Consider the following 24,365-nt stretch of genomic DNA (forward strand, 5'->3'; position numbering starts at 1 on the left):
GGTCCACCCGACCGTCTTCGACACTCTCTCGAAGTGCGCCTGGGCGAAGGCGAATCCCTTCTCGAGTTGGTCGTCGTGCAGGCGGTATCCCGAATACAGGTGGCGCAGTCCGTCGATCTGGGCGAGCAGCGGAAGGCTGACGTGGGTTTCGTCAGGGAAGGCCTGACTCTTGAAACGAAATCCCCGCGGAGCTCTCTTCTCGAGCGTCTCGACCAGCCGTTCATAGTCCGCCAGGGCCTGACCGAGATCGTCCGACCGGGCGACATAGAGGAAGGCCCTGAGCTCGCCGACCCCGCTGGCCACCGCGAAGGATGCCTCCAGCGAGCGTTGCGGAAGTCGGTCGTCCCAGTCGAGACTGGGACTGAGCGCGATGTACCCCTGAAACAGCGCGGGCTCGGCGGTAAGGCAGTACAGGGCGAACTGCGCACTGGCGGAATGGCCGGAGAGCACGCGGAAGCCGTCGGTGCGATACGCCCGGTCGACCGCCGGCATGAGCTCGGTCGAGAGGAAGCGTTTGAAGTTCGCCGCACCGCCACCGCCGATCCAGCCCGCGGGCCAGTCCGACTGCGTGAAATCCCGGACACGCTTCGTGCTGTCGATCGCCACCACGATCATCTCCGGGATCTCCCCGTGCGCGGCCAGGTAGCCGACCGAAGCGGCGGCGTGCTGGAAGTGCCAGGCGCCGTCGAGCACGTAGAGCACCGGATAGCGCCGGTCCTTCGCCCACTTGTAGCTCGCAGGCAGCGCCACGTGATACGTCCGGGCCTCGTCGAGGACGGCAGAGTGCAAGTGCTCCGTCTGCCCGATGACGACCGGCTCACCGGCCTGGAGGATGGAGCCGCCGAATGTCAGCAACAGGCTGGCGACGATGCGGGGAAGCCAGGGCATATTCATACTCGGCCAGGACTGTACTTCTGGGGAAAGGTTACCGACATCGACCGCACCCCCGCCGACGCGAAGCGGGTGCCGTGCGCGGTGGGCAGTTGAGGCCGGGCGAGGGGGACGTCCGGAATCTGTTTCTGGCAGCGCCGCATCACCGACGAGCCTCACATGGCGGGTCGCGTCGAGGGTCACGCGCTGCGGACTGCACAGCTGCCCGACCTCCTCCGCTACTGAGACCGGAGCGGCGACGCGCTGCGAAGCGCCGCCGGCCTCTCAGTGCAGAACCTCCCCCGACCCGTCCGCGCGGACGAAGACGATCGCCGGAGCGCCGACCTGGATGCCTGCCGCGCCGCCGTCGCCGCCGACGAAGACGAGCCCCAGGTCCGGGAGGACGACCGCCGGCGAGCCCGGCTGGATCGCCGGAATCGGCACGACCTCGAGCACCCGGTCGTCGACGCCGTTGACGTCCGCATCGACGAGCGTCGCCGTGGCGAGGGCCGCGAGATCGACGATGGCGAGCCCGCCCGAGGCGCCCGAGATGTAGGCGCGCATTCGCGAGCGATCGACGGCCACGCCGAGCGCGACCAGAGGCAGGCGGATGCGGGAAACCAGCTGCGGCTCCGCGCGGCGCGTCAGATCGAAGACCAGCAAGCCACCCGTGGCGTGGGTGACGAACGCGTAGTCGCGCTCGCCCTCGTCGTCATCGACGCGGCCGTCAGCGTTGGCGTCCCACGGCAGGTCCACCTCCGCCGCGAGCGCGCGCACCGCCCGCGAGCCCTCGACCTCGGCGCAGGCATCGGTGAGGAAGGAGAGGTCCCCCACCGCGGCCGGCGGGCTCTCGATCTGGGCGATGCCACGGAAGCTGACGAGCGCTGCGACGTCAATCGGCGGCGAGGCTGTCGTTTCAATCAAGAGATCGAGCCCGATGAGCGCGCTCGCAAGGTCTGCCGCCGCCTCATTGCAGAGCTCGAAGCTAGGGTCCCCCGCGCCCGAGTAGATCCCCACCACCCGGCTCGCCACGGGCGAAGGCTCGTTCGGACCGTGGTAAAAGGCGCTGACGTCCACCGCCTCGACCCCGGCGCCCAGAGTCGCGAGGTAGGCGATCGTCGCGCGATTGCGCAGCAGCTCGACACGATCCCCGCTCGCCGCCGTGATCGCGATCGTGAAGCCTCCCGCTGCACTGGAATCCACGCGCGTGTAACCGCCGCGAACCAGGTTGCGCAGCGATACGGGTGCCAGGGATGCAGCGCCGTTGCCGGTGACCGCCAGTGTGCCGAGCGCTCCGTTCGCTCCCGGCGTGAACGTCACCGCGAGCCCGTCCGGCGCGGGCTCCCCCGCCCGCCAGCGCGAAGTCAGGTCGTCCGAATAGAGCACGACCTTGCGCGGCGTGCCGGCGGGAAGCTGCGTCCCGGTCCCACCGAGCCGGTCCGAGACGATCGTCGTGCCGCGCCAGGCGAGCTCGCGCGCCGCGACGGGGTCGGGCGCCTCGACAATCTCGGGCAGCATCAGCGGATCGAAGATCCGCAGCACGCCGAAGTTCGCGACCCCGCCGCCCGTCACCAGCACCCGCCCGTGCGGATCGACCGCGACCGCCCGGACGACATCCAGATACGACAACGGAAAGGTGAGCCCTCCCGGCATCACATTGGCGAGCTCGGACGGGTCGGACGCGTCGAGAACCGCGAGACCCTGCTGCCCGGCGGCGAGAAACAGGAGATTGCCCAGCCGCGCGACGTCGTAGACGTGCTGGAAGGGATAGTGGCCCACGACCTGGCTGGCGCGGGCCCGGAACTCGAGCGCCAGGGTCTCGTTCCAACTGTTTCCGGACCCATCGGCGATCGCCGGCCCGAGCTCGAGCCGCAGATCGCGATCGGTCGGCCAGGCGCCGCGCGGCGTGACCACGACCACGGAGCGGTCAGCGCCGAAGTCGACGTCGACGCCGATCACAAGACCGGCGTCGTCCAGCACCCGCACCGCCCCGAGCACGTCACTCAGGGGTTCGCTCCACTCGACCTCGAGCGCTTCGGTCGCGTCGATGCGCGCGCCGAGCGCCAGCAGGTAGCGATTGCCGGCCTCGATACTCGCCTGCAGCTGGAACGATCCATCCGCGGCCGCGGTGGTGAAGGGAGCGCGCGCGTCGTCGAGCCCGAGGAGGCGCACGCGCGCCTCCTCGGACACCGAACCGATCGCCCCGGTGATCTCGACGGCGTCGTCGCCGAATAAGAAGCTCACGCCGCGGTCGATCTCGCCCCCGGCGGCTTCGGTTGCATCGAGCACGAAGAACCGGAGCGGCGAGCCCGCGAGGGGGTGTGGCGCCGCCGTGTCGCCGAAGACCTCCGGCGGAATCTCGTCGATACCGCCGTCGCCAGGAGGCGAATTGAAGTCGCCCGGCTCCGATTGATAGAGCACGAAGCCAGAGGCACCGTCGCGCACGGTCACCGTGACAGGGACGCCGAGCAGTGTCGGGATGAGAACGGCGTCGTGCTCGAGCAGCGACTCGATGGCGCTGTTCAACACCGTGACGATTCCGGAGAGTCCCGTCTCGACGTAGGCGTCGTTCCAGAGGGTCGTCGGGAACCCAAGGAAGCCGATCGGCTCCGGCGTCCACGAGATCGTGTAGTTGCCCGCAAACGCGAGGCCAGGGAGCATCGCCCCAGGCGCGGCCGCAGCGAGCTCGGCCAGGCTCGGGCCCGTGCCTGCCTCAGCGCGTGTGCCCCCCGCCTGCGAGGCGAAGAGCTCGACAGCGAAAGGTGCGGCTCCCGCGGCCAGCGTCGAGAGACGGCCATCCGCCGCAGTCGCGAGCTCGTGAAGCATCCAGCCGTGCGCTCCCGCCGCACGGACCTCGCGCAGCACCAGAATCGGCCGGCCTGCCGGCGCGCCGGCCGGTGCCGGGAGGGCGAGCTCGATCGCTTTGTCGGGAATCGCGCCGCCGAAGTCGAGCGTGAAGCTCGCTCCTTCGACAAAAGAGGCGGGCAGCGGCACCGGCAGTTGGCCAGAGACGAGCGGAACGACCTGCACGACGCTTGTTTCGTCGAATGTGTCCGCTGGCACCGAAAGAGTCCAGCCGTCGATCGTCGTGAAGATCGAGCCTTCGGCTCCGACGTAGGCACCCCGACCGTCCGCGGTGCGGAATGGGCCGAGGATCGCGACCACCTCGTTCGCTCCGGCGATCAACACGTGCAGCAGGAGCCGATCGGTCACCTGGGAGACGATCGAAAGCTCGAAGCTGCCGTCCTGTTCCGCCGCGACCGAGATCGTAGCCGCGAGGCGGGTAAGGTTCTCGACGAAGACCAGCGTTCCTGCCGGCGCCGCGCCGGGCAGCCCCTGGATGCGCGATTCGCCGTTCGTGCCCGGCGCGTAGAGCAGCACGCGGGAGAGATCGACCGTCGACGGCAGCGTGACGTTCTGGGTGGTGAACGACACCGTGGCCGGCGCCGCCATGCCGTGCCCCTGGAGATCGCGGACGCCTTCGCCGATCACCAGCTCGTAGGTCAGCGCGGGCTCGAGCGAAACCTCGGGCTCGATCGTCAGCTGCGAGCCCAGGTGGTGGAAGATGAGGGCCACAGGAGAGCCGCCCACGGGGCACAAGGCGATCGCTGCGGCGAGCGACGTGCGCTCCACCGGCTCGCTGAAATGCACGACCGGCTCGATCCCGATTGGCACGGCGGTGGCGCCGGAGGCCGGCGTCATCGAGACCACGGACGGGCGCACGACGGCGAGGGCGAGATCGAGATCGACGCGCTCGCCGGCGGCGGAAAGAAGCGCGCTACCGCTCCCCTGGTCGCCGGTCGATGGCTTCGTCGCGGTTAGGGCGACCGCACCGACCCAGGCCGGGTAGGCGTACCGCCCGTCGCTGCCGGAGAGCTGGAGCCACTCGACAGCGGTCGCGCCCGTTGAGGCGACGAGGGCACTCGCGAGCGTGGCGCCGCCGACATCGAAGACCGTGCCGCGCACGAAGCCGAGCGGGGCGAGGGCGCGCGCGAAGAGATAGGTACCGCCACGCGTGACACCCGGCCAGGCGAGATCCGCAGGATCGTCGAGATCGAACGCATCGCTTTGCCAGCCGGAGCTGGACGGCGATATCGTCGCCAGCGGTCGCCAGCTAGCATCGCCGGCGACGGACGACTCGACGCCGAGGAGTATCCCGGCCTCGCCGGCGGACGGAGCGTCTGCTAGAGCGAGGAACAGCGTCGCCGGCTCGAGTAGCGTCTCGCCGGAGAGATCGAGCCGCAGCGCGCCGGCGAAGGCGAACCCTTCAGGTACCGGAAGCGGCAACGTTCCCTCGGCGGCCGGCTCGAGCTGCACCGGCGTCGGCCGGACGAGAGCGCCAGCGGCAATATCGATCCGGTCGCCGGAGGGGCCGAGAACCGAGCCGCCCTGCGGGCCTAAGACATTCCCTCGTACGATCTCGCCACCGTACGGCAGCACCGTGACGTTCTCCTCGCCGAGCTCGATCGGCAGCAGGCGCGCCGCATCCGACGCTGCCAAGAGGAAGCGCGAGCGTGCTCCCTCCGTGGTGCGGTAGACGACGACGTCAGCGCGATAGGCAGGCTCGGTGCGCGTCGTGCCGTCGAGGAGCTGAAGCTCCTCGACGATGGACAGGGTCACGGTAGAGCCCGACGTCGCAGCTTCGGTCGAGGAGTAGGCGACCGTGGCGCGACTCTTCTGGCCCGGCAGGACCGTCTCAGGGTCGAATACCAGCGTCGCACCAAGCAGGGTCTCCCCGGAAGCAGGCGGGGTCGGGAGCGACCCCAACGGCTCACCGACCACCGCCGTCGGCACGGCGAAGGGGGGCGGATCGGCTTCGACGACCACCCAGGCCCCTGCCGCAGCGACCGGCAGATCGAGCTCACCGAGCCCGAGCGTCGTCACCCCTTCGACGCGCCAGACCCGCGTCTCCGGATCGAGGTGCACCCAAGCGACCGTCGACCCAGGGATGGCGTTGACCGGCAGCACAAGCCTTGCGGCGAGGAGAAAGTCCGCCTCCTCGGGACCGATCCAGACCGCGGCGCGCGGCGACCAGCCGAACGGCAACAGGCGGGGCAAGCCCTGCTCCGAGAGCTCGGTCAGCGAGATCGCGATCGGGTCGGCGAGCGCACCCGCGGGGATCTCGAGCTCAGCGGAGGAGCCCGAGAGCGCCGGCGCGGCAGCGGCCGCCCCCCCCGCGGGGCCGATGGCCACGGCCGCCGAAAGCGGCGCCAGCCGGGGATCGACGACATCCGTACCCTGCTGCCCTTGAGTCGTGACGAATCGGAAGACAGGCGTCGAATCGGGATGCTCGAACACTACAAGATGGGTTCCCACCGGCACGGGGAGCGAGACCGTTCCGTCGGCAGCGCTCGTTGCCTCGAGCGCCGGTCCCGTACCGGGTGGCAGGACGCCGTTCGTGGAGAGGACGCGCGCCCGGGAACCGGCGAGCGGACGGCCCACTGAGTCATCAACCACCGTGGCGACGAAGAAACTCTCCGCCGCGTCGCCACCGAAAACCGAAACCCAGGGGTACGCCAAGAGGTTTCCCGCGAGATCGCGCGGCTGGCGCAACACCTCCACGCGAATCGCTCCCTCAGGAAGCGCCGACGATGCGGTGAAGGTGGCGAGATCGACGTCGAGCTCTACGCTGCCGACGATCGCGCCGGCTGCGTCCGAGACCAGAATCGCACCGGCAAGGCTCGTCGGTTCGATTTCCTCGCTGAAGTGGATCACGAAACCGGAAGGACTCGCATCGACTCTCTCGACGATCGGCTCCTGGCAGTCGTGCACCACCTCGATCTCGCAAGCCAGCGATCGGTTTCCCGCATCATCGACACTCGTCACGGCAAGCCGGTGGATGGCGCCGGGAATGAGCGGCACCGCGACGCTGAACGCTCCGTCAGAGGCAGCGCGCGCGCGCACAGCGCCTGCACCGCCGGCGACCTCGACACTGCGATCGGGCTCCGCGAAGCCCACGAGAACGACCTCTGCGGCACAGAGGAATCGCGCTGGCGGCGCCGGGATCGAGGGTAGCGCCGGTGCGGTCGAATCCGCGGTCGTGAACTCGAAAGTCGCTCCGGCCGCGAGCCCGCTGCCGGCTAGGTCGACGATGCTCGTGTCGAGCACGAGGCGCACGAGGCTCGCGGAAGGCAACGCGGAGCTCGGGATCAATCGCAGCTCGGTAGCGATGATCTCGACGGTCGCGGCAAGCACCGCGCCGGCTTCAGTCTCGAGGCGCATGCCGTCGACGCTCGCCGAACCGGGCTCTTCCGAGAGCTTGGCGACGAAAACGGTCGTGAGCGCAATCGCGAGCGCCCCCGTCGGCGGCTCGGTGCCGAGAATCGCCGGCGCGACCGTGTCGCGGAGGACCGTACGGGTGCGCACCCCCTCGTTGCCGTTCGCGTCACGACCCCGGGCGACGAGTCGGTTCTCCCCCTCGACGAGCGGCACCGCGGCGACCGAGAAGGTGTCGCCGGTGATCGTCGCGGAGACCCCGTTCACGGTCAGGGTTGCAATCCCCTCCTCACTGATCGTTCCGGAGACCGCCACAAACTCGGCCGCGATACGGCTGCCCTCCTCCGGCGTATCGATCCCGAGCCCAGGCGCAGTCGAGTCACGGTGCACCAGGAGCGTAGCCTCTGCCGCGTGTCCGAGCCGATCGGTCGCGCGGACGACCACCGTGTTGTCGCCCTCCGCAAGCGCCGCGCTCGCGGCGAAGCTCCCGCCCTGAATCGCCGCGGTGACCCCTCGCACGGTGACGCGATCGAGGTTCGGATCGTCGACCGAGCCCGCGACTTCGACTGCCGCCTCCGGCACCACGGTCCCCGCTGCGGGGTCGGTGATCGTAATCGTCGGGGCCTGCGAATCGCGGACCGCGACGCGGCTAGCCGTCGCCGAGTTCCCGGCCCGGTCGACCGCGGTCGCGACCAGGGTCGACTCACCTTCAGCGAGAGGCACCTGCGCTGCGACCCAGGTCGATCCGGAGAGCGCGGCCGCCACACCGTTGACTGCGACCGAAACGAGGTGCGGATCCGCGGCCTGTCCGGTGACCAGCACTGCGTTCGCGCCGACGAGCGCGTTCGCGGCGGGCTGCAGGATCGAGAGCGTCGGAGCTGTGATGTCGCGAACCACGCGGTGCGGGAAATTGAGCTCGTTGCCCGCGGCATCGAGCGCGACGATCGTGAAGGAGCGCTCCCCTTCCACAAGGGGATAGGGACCGGCGATGAACTGATCGCCGCGGAGAGTGACATTGACGCCGTCAATCGCCAGGGTCTCGGCGCCGAGAATCTGCCCCTGGAGATGCACCTCTGCCCCCGCCGTAACGAAGCCGTCCACGGGGGAGATCGCGACCAGCGCGGGCGGACTGGCGTCGACGCGGAAGCTCGCCTGCCGGCTACCCGGATTGCCGGCGGAGTCGGTCGCAGTCACCAGCAGGGCATGCGGCCCTTCGCTCGCGACCGGCGCTCCAGAAACATAGGGAGCGCCGTCGAGTGTCGCGACCACCGTCCACGGCGAAGTGTCGGCGACCTCGATCACCGGCGTGACCGTGCGGTTGAACAGTGCTCCGTCGCCCAGCGGAGCGCCCGACTCGAGGATGTCGACTTCGGGAGGAACCGTGTCGATCGTGACTCCCCTAGAGGCTACGGTCGCGTTGTCGACTGCGTCGCGGGCGATCACCTGTATCGTCGCTGCACCTTCGGCGAGAGAGATGGGTCCAGCGCTCCAGGCGTCGCCCGCGACATCTGCCAGTACGCCGTTGACCCGCACTTCGGCGAGGTTCAGATCGACGGCCGTCCCGCTCACCGGGACGCTGGCACTCGCGAGGTAGGCCCCCTCGGCAGGGGTCGAGATGACAACCTCGGGAGCCGTCCCGTCGCGGCGGATGCGGTGCTGGCGCGGTGCCTCGTTCCCAGTCGTGTCGCGCGCCAGCAGGGTGAAGATCCGTTCGCCGTCGGCCAGGGGGAACGACGGGCAGGCAAACATCTCGACCGTGAGGGTGCACGCCAGACCATCGACGATCACAGACTGCGCACCTGCGACCTCACCGCTCAGCGCAATCTCGGGCACCGCCACCAGAGTGTTGTCGGGAGGGACGACGGAGATGAAGCTCGGCGCCGTTGCGTCGAGGACGAAGCTCGCGGACATGTTGGCGGCGTTTCCCCCCTCGTCGATCGCCGTCGCCTGAAGCTCATAGCTGCCCTCGTCCGCGACTGGCGTCCCCGAAATGAACGGTGCGCCGTTGAGGGTCACGCTCAGATTCACCTGCGTCGCGTCGGACGCGACAACGACAGGGACCACTGTGCGATTGAACAGCGCGCCGTCGGTGAGCGGCAATCCGCCTTCGAGGAACGTGAGGACCGGCTCTTGCGTGTCGAGAGTCACCGCGACGCTCGCGGCTCCGGGGAGGTTGCCGACAGCGTCGAAGGCCTCGACCACGATCTCGTTCGCCCCTTCGACGAGCGCAATCCCCGCCACGCTGTAGGAAGTGCCAGCGACCGCCGCCGCTTGACCGTTGACCAGAACCTGGGCAAGATGCGGATCCGTAGCGGTACCCGCGACGGCAATCGGTGAGCTCCCCACTACCCCCGGCGCCGGCTGGGAGACCGTCACCCCGGGCGAAAGCGAGTCGCGCACGATATTGCGCGCCAGTGGGGTCGGGTTCCCCGCCAGGTCGGACGCCACCAGGAGAAAGCTCTGCGCCCCCTCCGCGAGCGCCAACGGTTCGGAACTGAACTCGCCGTTCGTGATCCCGACGGGCGACCCGTTCACAGTCAGCGTCGTCGCGCCCGAAACCTCGCCTGAGAGAACGACAGTCGGCGACGAAGTGACGAAGCCCTCCGGCGGATCGACGTCGGCGAATACCGGCCCAACGGTGTCGATCAAGAATTGCACCGTACGCTGGGCGGTCAGGCCATCGGCATCCTCCGCGTTCACCTCGAGCAGGTGAAGCGCGTCCCCTGTCACTGTCGATCCGGAGGTGAATGGTACGCCGTCGAGCGTCGCTTCGAGGCTGACGGGAGCGGTGCCACCCGTCGTGTCGAGAACCGGCACGACGTCGCGATTGAAGAGTGCCCCATCGCCAAGCGGCGCTCCGCTTTCGGAGAGGTCGATCTGCAGCGCGACACACGGCGCGCCGCCCCACCCCACTGCGTTGCTCCAGGCGCAGATCGTCCCCGACTCGAAGTTGCCGGCGAAGATCGGCGTCCCGAGCGTCTCTCCGGCGACCGGTGCCGCGAGCGACCCGACGAGGGCAAGGATGGCGATCCCCGTCACGCGACCTGGACCCAGAACCAGGGCGGCCTTGCGGCGGACCGCCCTGGGCGGCGACTCGAGCTTCACGGCAGCACCTCGCGTTCGACCCCGCATCCGGTTACCAGAAGAACATCGGTCCCTGACACCACGACGTCGCGCAGCAGGCAGCTCGCCGCGATTCGCTTCTGGGAAGCGTGCTTGGCGGCACCGGCAAGACCCGCCGCCCGCCAAAGGCGCTCGCCGCTGGCCTCCGGGATCGCGAAGAGGCCCACCGCGGCATGTGCCGGCGACGGCGCGGCGCCGAGCGTGAGTACTCCCGTCGCCTCAACAAGTTCGCGCACGCCTTGCCCCCGGGCGGCGACGAAGAGCTCACCGTCGGCGCTCTGCAAGTCGGTCATCGTCACTCCGGCCGGCGCGCCAGAAGCCGTCTGAACCGGCGACGCACCCGGCGGCAGCTCGTAGCGCTCGACGCGCGCCGTTCCGAGGCGGTAGAGGTCTCCGGCGTGCGCGAAGAGACGCGACTCCTCAAAATTCGCGACCATCAGCGACTCGGTTGGAATTGCGACCGGGGCGACCGGGTTTGCGAGATCGACCGCAAGAAGACGCTGGCTGCCACCCTCGGTGCCCAAGGCCCAGAGTCGGCCGCCTTCGTGGACAAGCGCCTCGACCGGCGATCCGGCGAAGAGATCGACCTCCGCCTGCGCGATCGGATTCGCCGGGTCCCCGAGATCGAAGACGGCGAGCCTCGCGCCGCCGACGTACAGCACCTCGTCCAGCACTACGGCGTCACTCACCGGACCCTCCACGACGACCTCGGCGAGCGCGGTGAGCCCTGCAGCGGACGAGACGATCGGCAGATGCGAGAATCCGCTGCCATCGAGGTCCGCCGGTACGACCACTAAGAGGTCGCCGTCGCGTGCCACGCGCAGTGCGCCGCCGCTCGCATGCAGGTCGAGCGCTCCGTCAGGATTCCCGAGCGGAATCCGCAGGCGAACCTTGTTGCCGGCAAGGTCGGCCTCGAAGATCGCCTGCAGGGTGAGTTTCTCGCCACGGAGCTCGCCGGCGAGCGCGAGAACGAAGGAACCGTCCGGCGCTACAGGAACCTCGAAGGCGCCGCCACTCTCGAGCGCCGCACGGACCACCGTCGCGTCCGTCGCGCTTCCGGGAGCACCGTTGACCGTCGCCCCGGTCGCCGTGAGGACCACCGCCAGCAGCGACTCCTCCATCCAAGGCCAGAGAGCCGAGCTAGCGTAGCCCTGCGAACCCGGGAAGGTCCAGAGGCGGCCGGCCGCGACGAGCAGCTGAGGATACTCGCCATAGCCCAGCGGAGTCGGATAGGTATGCCAGCGATCCCGAGTGAAGCCATGGCTAGCGGGGGACGTGTCGAGCGACCCGGTCGCGATTCCCGCGTCGTTGCAGGCGATGGCGAAGAGGTCGCCAATCTCGGCTGTCGTACCCAGGTAGCAGCCGCTTTCCGGCAAGGCCGTCGACTGGAGAGGCGCACCTGATGCCTCTTCGATGTGGAACGAGTAGAGCTCGGTCTCCAGGCTGAAGGAGGAGCGCAGGAAGGCGGCGACGTCGTCGATCACCCCGAGGCCGGATGCTGTCGAGTCGGAGAACGTCACGGCCCCCGAGTGGGTGATGGCGAAGACCTCCCCCGGCTCACCGAGCGCGTACAGCCGGTAGGTGAGGATCGCGCCCGAACGTGCCGTGATGTGGAGATTGCCGCTCTCCACTTCGAAGCCGTCTACAGTGCCCAGGTTCAAGCTGCTCGTCGCCATGAGCCGCGGATGGGCAGGATCGTGAACGTCGACGACGAAGAACCGGTTGGGCAGAAGGCGCTCCAGCGAGTAGGCATAGCCTCCCTCGAGACGGACTCCAGCGAGCTCGTCTCCGGTTGGGTAGCCGTCCGGAAGAAGTTCCAAGGTCTGGTTGGCGTCCACGAGGACCGGGCGCGCGCGGTCTCGGACGTCGACGATACGCAGCACCGGCCCTTGGGTCATCGCCGCCGCGCCGTCGGCGAGATCAAATCCTGTGACAGCGTACCGGTAGAGGTTCGGCGCCCAGGGTTCGTCGGCGACGCAGGCGCTCGCGAAAAGAGTGCAGGCATTCGTGCAGTCGGCGCCTCCGCCTGCGCTCTGGCAAGCTGATGAGCAGGCCCCTGCGGCGTTCGCGCACGAGATTCCGGACGAGCAAAGATCCGATTGACTCGAATCCCATCCTGCATCGCAGTGATCGACACAGCTCTCCATACGAGCGCCGCCGCAGCCTAAGTAGCATGCGATGTTGCACTCCTCGTCCTCCGCGGCGCAGGTGGCTCTGCAAGAGCTCTCGCACGGTTCGAGGTCGACCAGTGAGTAGCAGTAGGCCGTACACGCTGACGGGCTCGTGCTGCACGCCGGATCCGGCGGAGACGACGGCGCGGCGCTGCAAGCGTCGGCATACGCGGCACAGGCGCTGACGCAGTCCGCACCGCCCCCAGCAGCCGCGCAGGAGGCCGCGCAAGCCGAGGCGGCAACACCGCAACCATCGGGCTCTCCACATTGCGAAACCCCAGCCTCGCAGTGAATCCGACAAGCCTCGTACTCAGCGCCGCCGCAGCTCGCCCAACAGGCTTCGAAGCAAACACCATCCTCGGGCAAGCAGGTCGCAGAGCAGCCCTCGTAACAGGGATACACCCCAGCTGATTCGCTACATGAGGCGTCACAAGCGTTGGCCGCGGACGAACAAGGATCGTCGAAACCGCTCTGGCGCGAAACCACCAATGCACCTTCCAGGATTGGAGCCTGAGGCGTGGAGACATCGAAGATCCGCAGGTCGACCATTCCCGCCTCTTGCCCCCCTTCCGTTGCCAGCTGGTAGTAGCAATTGCAGGCCGCGAGGTCACTTCCCTGCGCCGCCGCGTGCTCGATACCGGCGCCGAGGCTCGCTACTCGCCCTTCGTCGCCGACTAGCGGACCCACCGTCATCGTCTGACTCGACAAACCGATCCGGTCATAGGCGACAAGCTCAAAGCTCTCGCCGGCCAGGCCCTGGAGCAGCACGGAGAAGCTCCCGTCGGATTCGACGACTGTGCCGCGGTAGCCATTAGAGGTGAGGTTTCGGACCTCCACCGTGAGCGGCGTATCGCTTGGGTCGGTCACTGCGCCCGGCTCGCCGATCGCCGAGAGGCCGAAGAAGTCGTAGCCGATCGTCACCAGCTCAGGGTGGAGAGTAGGCGGAATCTGTGGCGCGCGCACCTGCATGGTCGTCTGGATCGTTCTCGAGTTGCCGAGACCATCGAGCGCCGTCGCCTGGATGGTGTAGGTCGTGAGCAACGCCGGCGCCGGTGTCGTGGTCGACCACGCGTAGGGTGACTGGGTGTCGACGTACTGCACGCCACCGAGCTCGAACGTGACATTCGCTATTCCTGCGGCGTCCGTAGCCGACGCTCGAATGTCGAGCGGCACCCCGCTGTCGAAAAGGCGTCCTGGCGGAACCGGCGCGGAGAAACCAGGCATGGTCGGGGGCTCGTCGTCTACGATCGAGCCCTCGGCCTCGCCATCGATGATTCGAAGGTGGGCCGGGAGCGACAGGCGCACGAGGAAGCGTTCGAGCGGCTCGTCGACGATGTCCCCGCGGACTTCGACCACGATCGCGGCCTCCGTCTCCCCTGGCGCGAAGTTGAGAGTTCCCGAGGTCGCCGTGAAGTCGCCCGGCGCGACGGCCCGGCCGGGAGATCCGCTCGGGAGCTCGGCGGTCGTGTAGGCGAGCGAAACGGCAATGGGCGCCGGCGCGTTCAGAGTGACCGGGAAGATCCACTGCTGCAACCCCGAGTTCCCTTCGGACCCCGCGCGGTCGGCAATTGTCACCGCCAGGTCGTCATCGAGGAGAGTCCCGATGGCGTCTGGATCGTCGAGGGTCGCTCCGGTCGCCTGGGTGACGACCAGGCGGAGACTCTCCGGCGGCTCGACGTCCGAGTCGGGGAGGAGATCGACCACTACCGTCGCGCTCGAGGCACCCGGAGGAATCGAGAGGAGACTCGCGACCGCCTCGTAGTCGGCGCCAGCAGTTGCGGTGATGTCTTCGGTGTGGAACAGCACCTCCGCCGCCTCCAGGACCGGCGAGGACAGCTGCACGGTGAAGGTCATCTGCACCGGGGCGTCCGTGCCCTCAACGAGCGCGACATCGGCGATCGTCAGATGGTTGTCGTCGTCATCGCTGATCGTGATTGTCGCCTCGTTGTCGGCGATCGCGGCGCCGCTCGCGCCCGACAACCGGACGTAGAGAGTCTCGTCGTTCTCGTCGACTGCATCAGGAGCGATCGCGACTAGCAGGTTCTTCAAGGTCTCGCCAGGATTGAAAGTCACCGTCGAGCTCACTGTCGTGTAGTCCGCCGGCGCGGTCGCGGTACCCACGGCCGTCGCCGCCACCACCGTCACGGCCTGAGCGCTCGGCGTCGAGAGAGTGAGTTGCACCAGCGCGGTCGTCGTACCGCCGGTTCCCTCGGCGAGCACCAGGTCGCCGACCGCGAGCGTCGCCGTATCGTCGTCCAGAATCATCCCAGTCGCCGCCGCACGGCGGACGAACGCGCCGACCTCCGAGGAGAGCTGCAGCGTGAACGTCTCGTCGCTCTCGTCGATCGTGTCGGTCTGAACGTCGACCGCGACCTGTTTCTGAGCCTCACCCACGGCGAAAGTGAGCTCCTCCTCGGCCGTGGCGAAGTCGGCCGGTGCGGTGGCGCTGCCGCCCGCCGTCGAAGCGCGCACCGTCACTAGCAAGCCGGGCGCGCAGGCCAGCTCGACCGGGAAGATGAGCGTCGAGAGTCCGGCTGTGCCTTCGACGGTCGCGACGTCTCCCACCGCGAGCGACGGAAAGTCGAACGGCGCGAGCGAGAGCGAATCGAAAAAAGCCTGGGAGTTGCGCGAGCCGCAAGCACTGCCGCGCACGATGAGCCGGACGCGTAGATGGCGACTGCCGGCCGGCGGCTGCAAGAAGGCGCTCAGGCGCGACCAAGCACCGACGCTGGCGATCTCGCCGGTCGTGACCCGGCCGAGAAGGCCTGCATTCGCGGCATCGCGGAACTCGACCTCGATCTCGGTGCTGTCCGGGGGGGATCCAGGTCCACTGTAGACATAGCCGCTCAGCGCGAACCGCAGGCTGCCGGCATCCACCGCAGCCGCGAAGCCGGCGATGTCGATGTCCTGTCGGAGCCTCCCCGGGCAAGCGAAAGACCGGGGATCGAAGTGACGCTCGCCGCTGTGGGCGAAGCCCGCCGAAGCCGTCCAGTTCGGTCCGCCTTCCTCGCTCCATCCGGGGATCTCGCCGCCGAAGGGCGCCTCCTCTGCGCCACCGTTGCGCAGCAGTTCCGGCGCCGCGCAGTGGGCGCTGCCATCGTCGTCACGAATCGTCACCACGCTCGGCGGCAAGGTGAGCGTGAGCCCGGTCGGCGCGGTGATCTCGATGCGCAGGGTCTCGTCGGACTCGGCTAGCGCATCCGAGATCACGTTCAGATGGAAGCTCGCCGTGCTGCCGCCAATGGGAATTGCCAGCATTCCAGTGGCGGCGACGAAGTCCTCACCGTCCGTCGCGGTTTCCCCGACCGCCGTCCAGGTGAAGGACGCGTTCTCTTCCGCCGGGCGCGACAGCGTCGCCGTCATCCGAAGGAGCGTCTCTTCACCTGAACCTTCGAGGATCTCGAGATCCGGTATCGAGAGCAAAGGCGGTGAGTAGTCGGCGTACCAGGTCGCGCCGGGTTCGACCGCAGCCGGCTCGCCGAGCGTCACGGCATCGCTCGTGCGCGCCTTCGCCGCGCCGCGAACCGTGAGGCGGTCGAAGACGTAACGTCCGGCGTAGCTGTCGCCGACTCCTGCTGCGAAAGGATGGCCGGTGACGTCGAGGGTCAGCGTCGAGCCGTGATGCGCGTGCTCGAGGATCGGCCAACTGGCAGCGTCGTCGCCGTTGAAGTAGACCTCGACGCCGACGAGCGAGGAGCGAAAATCGGCCTCGAGGTCGGTGATGTTGTCGACCGCGACCGCATCCACGATCCCTTCGCCCACGCTCGGCAGATCCGTCCAGTGGGCCGAGAAGAGCCCGCGATTGTCGATCCTCAACTCACCGTGAGCGTCGGAGGCGCGCTTCAGGAAGACGGTGCCGGCGGCGCCCTGATGCGACGCGTTGACCCCCGCGCCGGTGCGTTGACCGCCCCAGGCGCGAGTTCGCGAGACCAGGCCGTCCGCCAGAACGTCTGCCACCAGCGCGACGCGGCCGCCGCCCCCGCCGGGACCGCCGTTCGCCTCGATGACTCCAGCGCCGAGGATGTCGGCAGCGGCCAGCCGGACGGAGCCTCCCGCCGCGCCCGCCGAGAGATTGGAGTTTCCGTTGGCGCGCAGAGCGCCGTCGACAATCGCGCGCCGTCCAGCGGCGATGCGTATGCCACCGCCACCGTCGCTCCCGGCGCTCGCCGAGCTTCCGCCGGCTCCACCCCCGGGCTCGCGGGGATCGAACAGGCTTCCATACGGCAGGCTCGAACCATCGAACAGCCCGCCGCGACCGCCGTGGCTCGCTCCGGTCAGGTGGTTGGCGCCTTCGGCCTGGTTGTTGCCGTAACCAAAGGCGCGACCGGCGTGCCGGGGCCCTCCGAGGTAGCCCTGGCCGGTGACGTTCACGGCGCCGTCGCAGGCGACGAAGAGATCGCGCGTGAGTTCGACGTCGAGGGCGTACTCTGCGCCCGGCGTCGCTTCGCGATGATTGACGCTCGCGCCGTCGAGCACCACCAGGTCGCGGAAGGAATGCGGACCGTCGATCGTCACCGTCCCGCCGGAGACGATCACCGACCGGCCTTCGAACTCAGGGTCCCCCGCGGCGATCGTGCGACTGCCGGGGAGGACGTCGCCCTCGACGACCGCGACCTCGATTCCCGCCTCGGTCGACCTCAGGCCGTAGTCCGTGGCGACGACGCGCAGTCTCAGCAAATCCCCCTCTAGCGCCGTATTCGGCGCAGTCAAGAGGTATCTGAAGGGCGGCGTTTCGAAGGTTGCCACCGGCAGAGGCGAGTCGCCGAGGAAGTACTCGACAGCAAGGAGGCCCAGGTTGTCCGTCGCCTCGGCAGTGATCCAGAGCGAGGTTCCCGGCGCGAGGACGGCACCCGGCGATGGGCAGGCGATCGCGACGAAGGGTGAATCCGGGTCGAGGAGCGGTTCGACCTGAAGTGCGGACGCCGCCAGGGTGGAATTCCCCGCCGCGTCGCGGGCCTCAACCTCGATCGCGGCGGCGGTCACTGAAGCGACCGGTGGCACGGTGAGAGTCCAGCGATAGGTCGAGCCGCTCGGCGGCGGAGCGATCGTGGCGTTCCGGCCGAGGAGGCGAAGGGTCACCGATCCCGGGGCTTGGTTGTCGGTCACCTCGGCGGCGATCTCGATCGTCTGTCCCGAAGTGACGCTGGTCTCCGCCGGAGGCGAAATCGAGGCCACCACCGGCGGAGTGATGTCCGCGGTCTCGAGCTCGAGGACGAACGGCAACGCCATGACGTTGCCGACCGGGTCGCGCACCCCCTGAATCGTCAGCCGGTGCACATGGTCGGGCGCCAGACTTGCCTCCGGGGTGATCAGAACCTCGCGCTCCTGCGGCTGCAGAGTGAACGTCGTCGCGACTCCGACCTGGTCGTCGACGTCGTAGAGCTGCAGCGCCGCACCGGAGAGCGATTCGAGCGTCACCGACTCCGAGAACAGGAGACGGAACTGCACGTCGACCGGGACATTTTTCGCGTTCAGTACCGGCAGCGTGCTCGAAATCTGGGGCGGTACGGCGTCCAGGGTAGTGAAGGTCCCCTGCACCAGACTGCCGAGGTGGCGCTGCGCGAAGTCCATCACCCGGGTCGTGACTTTGACCTGATAGGAGGTGAAGCTCGCGAGCGGCACGGTAGGGGTCAGCGTCAGCGTTCGTCGATCGGCGCTCCAGAAAGCGATGGCCGAGATCAGCGAGCCTCCGAGGCGCCGCAGTTCCACCCAGTTCGACTGGTAGCCGTCCGAGATCGGTTCCGAGAAGTCGATCCTCACGCTAGTGCCGAGCGCCACCCCCACGGCACCGTTGCCTGGAGCGAGCGCGACGACCGCCGGATCGGCGGCATCGAGCACGATGGTGCCGAGGTCGACTACGGCATCGGCCGCGGCGAGCGACCCGCTGCCGTGCCACGCCCCGGGGCCGAGGTGCTCGAAAAGGTCGTAGGTGAAACTCCCGAGCGGCAGCGCTTCGAAGACAAAGTTCCCGTCGTCGTCGGTGATCGAGTAGTAGGTACGACCCCCGATCCGCACCACCTCCTGGGCGGCGACAGCGGGAGTGACGCCGTCGGCGAGGAGTACCGTGCCGCGAAGCTCTGCCGAAGGCTCGAACCGAACCTCGAGGAGGGCCTCGGCGCCGTCGAAAGAGAGCGTGCCGGTCGCCGAGCCGCGCAGCTGGGTCAGCGGATCGCTGACCGAGGCGCTCAGGCTCCCGCTGCCCACCTGCTGGAAGGTCGCGCTGCCGTCCGCAGCGGTGTTGGCGTTGAAGCGCTTCGTCCCATAGGGACCCCAGGCGGTGAGCTTCACCACGGCGCCGCCGACCGGCTGATCCGCGGCGTCGAGCACCACGACCCGCACCGAGCCGATGGGCCAAAGGCGGACGTCCACCTGAGCGACTTCGCCCTCGTGGTGAAGGATCCCGTCGGCTTCGCCCCGGTGCGCGCCGCCGTTCTCATAAGCGTAGACGCGGAAGGTCCGGTCGGCGAGCACCCCGCTCACGGTATACGGATTGGCGACGCTGCCGCCGACCAGTCGGAGACTCTGGTAGACGGCGACACTGGTTGGCCCCGTGAAAAGTGTCGTCGAGCCTGCGACCGGTTCGAGAATCGCACCCGACACCGCGCCGCTGTCCTGCAGGACGAGATCGACGGTGATCACCTCGTCCTCTTCCACGATCGCGCCGTTACCGGAGGCTTGGCGAATCCCGCCGGGCTCGGTGCAGCGAAGGGTGAAGGCGCCCTGCGGGATGCCTTGGAACTCGAAGAGTCCATCGCCATCCGAGGAGGCGAAAGTGCGGAAGTAGACCAGTCCGTTGCTCGCGAGCTCGATCGTCGCACCCGGAACCGGAACCGATCCGGCCGGGTCGAGGAGATGGCCCCGCACCATCCCCCGGGCTTCGAGAACGACGTCGGTGGTGATGACCTGCTCCTCGTAGTACAAATGGATGCCCGCCATCTGACCCGAGCGGCCGGTGCCGAGTTCGAGCGCTTTCACCGTGTAGTAGCTGATCGGCAGCGCGTCGAAAAGGTAGCGGCCCTGCGCATCGGTGGTGACCGCGTCGAAGAACGAGGAGTTTCTGATGAGCCGGACCTGGGCACTCGCGACCGGCGAACCGTCGACCGGGGAGAAGATGCGGCCGGTGATCGCTCCGACCGGCTGCAGGCGGATGAGCACCGTCTTCTCCTCGCCCTCGGAGGCGAGCGTCGTCGTCGTTCGTCCGCCGAGACCGTTCAGACTGAGCGCGGAGATCGAGATGTTCCCCGCCAGCACGTTCTGGAAAGCGAACTCTCCAGCGGCATCCGTCTGCGCCGCCATGCTCTGGAAGGGATACTGCTCACCGCGCAGACGCACCGTGGCGCCGCCGACCGGCGAACCCGGACCCGTTTCCACACGGCCCGCGATGGCACCCTGGACCGGGAGCGTCAGCGAGACCACGAGAGTCTCGCCATGTCGCGCTGCGGTAGCTCGAATCTCGGCGTCGCGGTAGACCATCCCGGCATCGTAGTGGGCGCGAATCGCGAAGGAGCGGGAGGGATCCGGAGGGATCCCCTCGAAGAGAAATCGTCCCTGCTCATCGGTCGAGACCGTATAGGTCGAGAACGCTGGATGAGCGAGGCTGACTGCGGCTCCGGCGACCGGCGTCACTCCGTCGAAATCGTAGACCGTTCCCTCCACCGAGGCGGCGAGGTCGAAGAGAACATCCCTCTGAATAACCTCGCCATCAGTCGCGAGGTGTCCCGAGAGCAGGCGCGTGCCGTAAAAGGCGTTGAAAATCTCGATGACATAGGGGCCGATGAGAGCATCCGCCAGCTCCCAGTGGCCATTGGCGTCAGTCTCGAGGTCATGGCTCTGGGTGTCGAGACCTACCAGACCGTAGCGCACCACAGTCGTGCGATAGCGCACGATGGACCGCACACCCACCGGATCGCCCGCCTCCTGCGCGGCACGGACGTCGCCGGTGATGGTGCCCTTCTTGACTCGGATCGAGACGAAAGGCGTGTGACCTGGAAAGCCGATCGTCGCCAGCGCCGATCCCCCCTCGGCACCTCGAAAGGCGTGGACCGAGTAGATGCCGGGCGCGAGGCCGAGGATCGAGAAGCGCCCGACCGAGTCGGTCACGGCCTCGTGGCTCCAGTTCACTTCCCCCACCGCAATGTGCACCAGAGCTCCGGCGACCGGCGCGCCGTTGCGGTCGAGGAGTTCCCCCGTGACGCCGCCTTGGGACGCTTCGAGCGGAAAGTAGAGATCCTTGACGATCTCAAAACCGTCTCCGGTCAGAAGCAGCTGTTCTCGCACTTCCCGCTGGCTCTCGAGGTCGGCGGCGATGAGAGTCGCTACGCCCGCGACGACGCCATCGAGGCGAAAGAACCCAGTGGCGTCCGTCAGCGTGTGGAACGGTTGACCGGCGACATAGACGACCGCGCCCACCACCGGAGTCGCATCACCGCCGAGCTCGCGGCGATAGACATGGCCTTCGATGGCGCCGCGCTCGTCGCGTAGCCGGACGGCGAGGTCGGTGACCTGATCCGGCGCGACGTCGAAGAAGATGCGTGCCCCGCTCCGCCCGGTTTCGGCGTCGAACGCCTCGATCTCCGCCGCACCTGCCGGCACCGAACCAAAGTCGAATCCTCCTTCGAGATCGCTCCGCCGCACATCGACAAGGTGGCCGCCGACGTAGAGCGCCAGATAGGCGTTGTAGACCGGCGCGATGCCGCCAGGATCGAAGACGTGACCGCGCACTTCTCCCGATGGAGCCGGGGGCTGACGCAGGATGACAAGGTCGCGCTCGACGACGGCGCCCGCGCTCGCGATCTCGACCGTTGCGAGGGCGAAGTTGCCCACGCCATCCTGCGCTGCGAGCGAGATGACTCCCACCGGCAGGTCACCGACGTCGTAGTTGCCGTGGGCATCGAGGCGGGCGCGGCGCGCCTCGAGGAAGACCGGACTCGCCGCGACGACGCGGAGCTCCGTCGGCACCGTGCCGTCGTCGTAGGTCACTCGGCCGCGGACGAGACCGCGACCGAGTAGTACGATGTCGAGCTCGACCACTTGGCCGATGTAGCGCACCCTGCCGAGCGCCCTGCCGACGTGGTGCGTCCCCGGTTCGAAGCCCCGCATCTCGAAGACTCCGCCGCATTCGGTTTGTCGCACGTAGTCGAAGCGGAAGCGGCCGTCGCCATCGGTCAGAACCGTGGCGGTCACATGCTTGATACACGGGTCCTCGAGGGACTCGATGTTGGAGTAGTCGGTTTCGGCAAGCTCGACGCGGGCGTAGGGGATCGGCACGCCTGCGGAGCTGATCACTCTGCCCTCGACGATCGTTCCGGGCATCGTCGCGGTGATCACCACGGGTACGATCTGCGAGGACACGATCTCGCCCAGAAGGCCGCGGACCTGCCGCACCTCGACCTCATGCGGGACATACGGGCTGAGTGGATTATTGAAGACGACCCGCACCAGGCGAGTCGGTCGAAATCCCTCGAGCACTCCCTCCCCCCGCGTCGAGGTCCCGCCGTCGGAGACCTTGCCCGTGATCTCGAAGTGATCGGGGTCGCTTGGCGAGAGGGAAGCGAAATCGACCGTACCGCTGAACAGCAGGTCCACGATGTGCCCGGTCTTGTCGACGCGCGCGTTCTGCACCGCCGCGACGACCGCGAACGGTCGGGCGGCGAACGTGGAGGCGCTCCCCGGGATTACATCGTCAACGGAGCCGTCGCCGTCCTGGTCGATGGCGAGCATCGGTACGTCTCCGGAGCTGTCGAAGTCGACCACCGCGCGTCCGTTCTCGCTGAGTCCCACGCTCGACCAGGTCCAAGTTCTGAGCTCACCCTGCTCGGGTGGCGCGAAGATGGACAACTCGGCGACACCGCTCGTGCGTCGGCGTAGCGTGACGCGATACCCCGCAGTTTCCGGAGCGGCGAGAAGGGCCAGCTCGCCCGAGCCGAGGTCGTAGACGTCGGCGAACGGCAGATCGCGCCGCCGGTCGGCAGCGGTACCGGGGCCGTAGAGGGCCTTGCCGCTGGTCCGGCTCGAAACTTCGAGATAGCTGCCCGCGCCGTCGCTCGCGATGAGCGCGACCTTGGCCGTGCCCGCGGTCGTCGCCGCGAAGCGCTCGAACGCTGCAGACACCCCAGCGCTCGCGGCTTCCGCGCGGAAGACTTGCCCCATGGCGTCGCCCACGAGCGCGCCGCGGCGGGTGATCCGGCGCAGCTCGTCCCACTCCCACTGGCCGTCGGAGCCGCCTGTCCAGGTGACGGCGAGCTCCGCTATCGCATCGAACGGCGCCTCGCCCATCGCGATGTAGCGGCCCGCCTGCGAGAGCTCGAAGACGCGCTGGTCGACCTCTTCACGGCTGACTTCGGGGCGGCCTGCTCGCAAAGAGGCCGGAGCCGTGGCGAGCGAGAAGCCGAGCCCGATGAGGCCGAGGCCGTGGCGGCGGAGCTGCGGCGGCAGCGCTTCCACTTCGTGGGGCAGGATGATCTCGGTCGGCGAGAGGGGGATCCCCGCCTCCCCCACGCCAACACGAAAGTCGAAGCTCGGGGTGATGTGGTTGTCGGCGCGCACGAAGCTCGCGATCACTCTGCCGGTGAGGAGCGGGCGCAGGCGGAACTCGATGAGGTCCGATTCGCCGGGGAGGATTGACTCGATCGTCCGGCGGTTGTCGCCGACGACGACCACGCCGGCGAGCTGGCTCGGCGGGAGGGCGAGGGAGACGAGGTTCGCGGGCGTCACGCCGTTGTTGGTGACGCTCACCGCCATCGTGTACTCCTCGTCCGCGCGCACGACGTCGGGGTGGCTGACGACGATGCCGAGCGTCGGGTCGCGCACGACGACTGCGCCCCTCGCCGTGCCGCTGATTCGGCGAAGGCCTGTGGGCAGGCCTTCGAGAACGCCGTCGAGATCGAAGTCGACGATGTGGGTCCCTTCCCGCAGGCCTTCGACCAGAAACTCGGCTTCGGCGGTCGACTGGGCGACGAGGAAGGTGAGGTCGTCGGCGGTTCCCAACTCGCCGTCCGGTCCCGGTACTCGCATCGGCACGGGCGTGCCGAGGGTCGTCGGCGGCTCGGTGCGCGCTTGCGCGAGGCCAGAGGGGAGGTGGATCTTCGCGGTCAGGTCGCGGATGGTGAGGATGTCGCCTTCCGGCGCGCCGTTCGTCGCGAGGAGCACGACCGAAAAGAACTGATGCAACAGCGAGAGGTCGGTCGGGAAGAGGATGACGCCGGGGAGGGGCGGCATCTCCTCCTCCTGGCAGCCCGACGGGTCGGCGCAGCCGCCGCCCTGGGGGCCGTCGCGGGGTCTCAGCGTCAGATTGAACGCCGCCATCTGGGGCGGGCGGAAGCGCGAGCCGTTGCCGCCGCTGCCCAGCATGGTGATCTGGGGCGGGCCGAAATGGTCCCTCGGGTACCAGTAGACGATCGGGACGTTGTAGTCGAAGGTGTTGCCCTCGATGCCGAAGCCGAAGGTGAAGTTGTAGGCCCGGGTCGAGGTGCCGTCGACGATGATGCCGTGGCTGCGGATCTCCTCGAGGGTCAGCGGGCGCGAGGTCACGCGGGTGATGAGGATCTGGGTGACGAGCACGGCGGCGGAGCGCGGTTCGGCGTAGGCGAGGAACTCCCCGCCCTGGACGAGGCGGATGTTCTCGAGGCGGTACTGCCCCTTGAGTGACAGGCGCGGGATGCGGAACGGCTCGTTGGGCACCGTCTGAAGCTCGAGGACACCGTCGATCTCCGGGCCGGTGAAGTCGCCGACGACGCGGAGGTCGCCCGGCAACTCGCCCTCGTCGGGATCGAAGCCCGCAAGCATCGTGTTGACGATCGTCGGCGTGTCGAACGGGACCGTCTGGCTCTCGGGGGAGATCGCGAGCGTCGTGCCGGCGACGAGGAGCGTGCCGGAGCCGAGGGAGCCGTCCGGAGGCCCACCCTGGCCGAGGGCAGGAACCGGCAGCAGGAGCATCAGGGAAAGCAGGGGCAGCACCCGCCCGACGAGAAGCGCAGCGAACCTCAC

The 24,365-nt window shown here is 68.4% G+C and carries 3 protein-coding genes; all 3 read right to left on the minus strand.

Annotation, left to right across the window (positions count from 1 at the left end):
* Positions 1 to 888, minus strand: an 888-nt coding sequence (locus tag KBI44_16425; protein MBP9146065.1) for an alpha/beta hydrolase, incomplete at its 3' end; no start/stop codon positions are given.
* A 267-nt stretch (positions 889 to 1,155) separates the two neighbouring features.
* Positions 1,156 to 10,191 carry an Ig-like domain-containing protein gene (locus KBI44_16430; GenBank protein MBP9146066.1) on the minus strand — a complete coding sequence of 3,012 codons (9,036 nt, stop codon included), beginning with the start codon at positions 10,189 to 10,191 and terminating at the stop codon, positions 1,156 to 1,158.
* On the minus strand, positions 10,188 to 24,365 hold the full coding sequence (locus KBI44_16435) for a carboxypeptidase regulatory-like domain-containing protein (protein ID MBP9146067.1): 14,178 nt from the start codon (positions 24,363 to 24,365) through the stop codon (positions 10,188 to 10,190). Before KBI44_16435 ends, KBI44_16430 begins: the two co-directional genes overlap by 4 nt.

Source organism: Thermoanaerobaculia bacterium (assembly GCA_018057705.1).
Taxonomy (GTDB): Bacteria; Acidobacteriota; Thermoanaerobaculia; order Multivoradales; family JAGPDF01; genus JAGPDF01.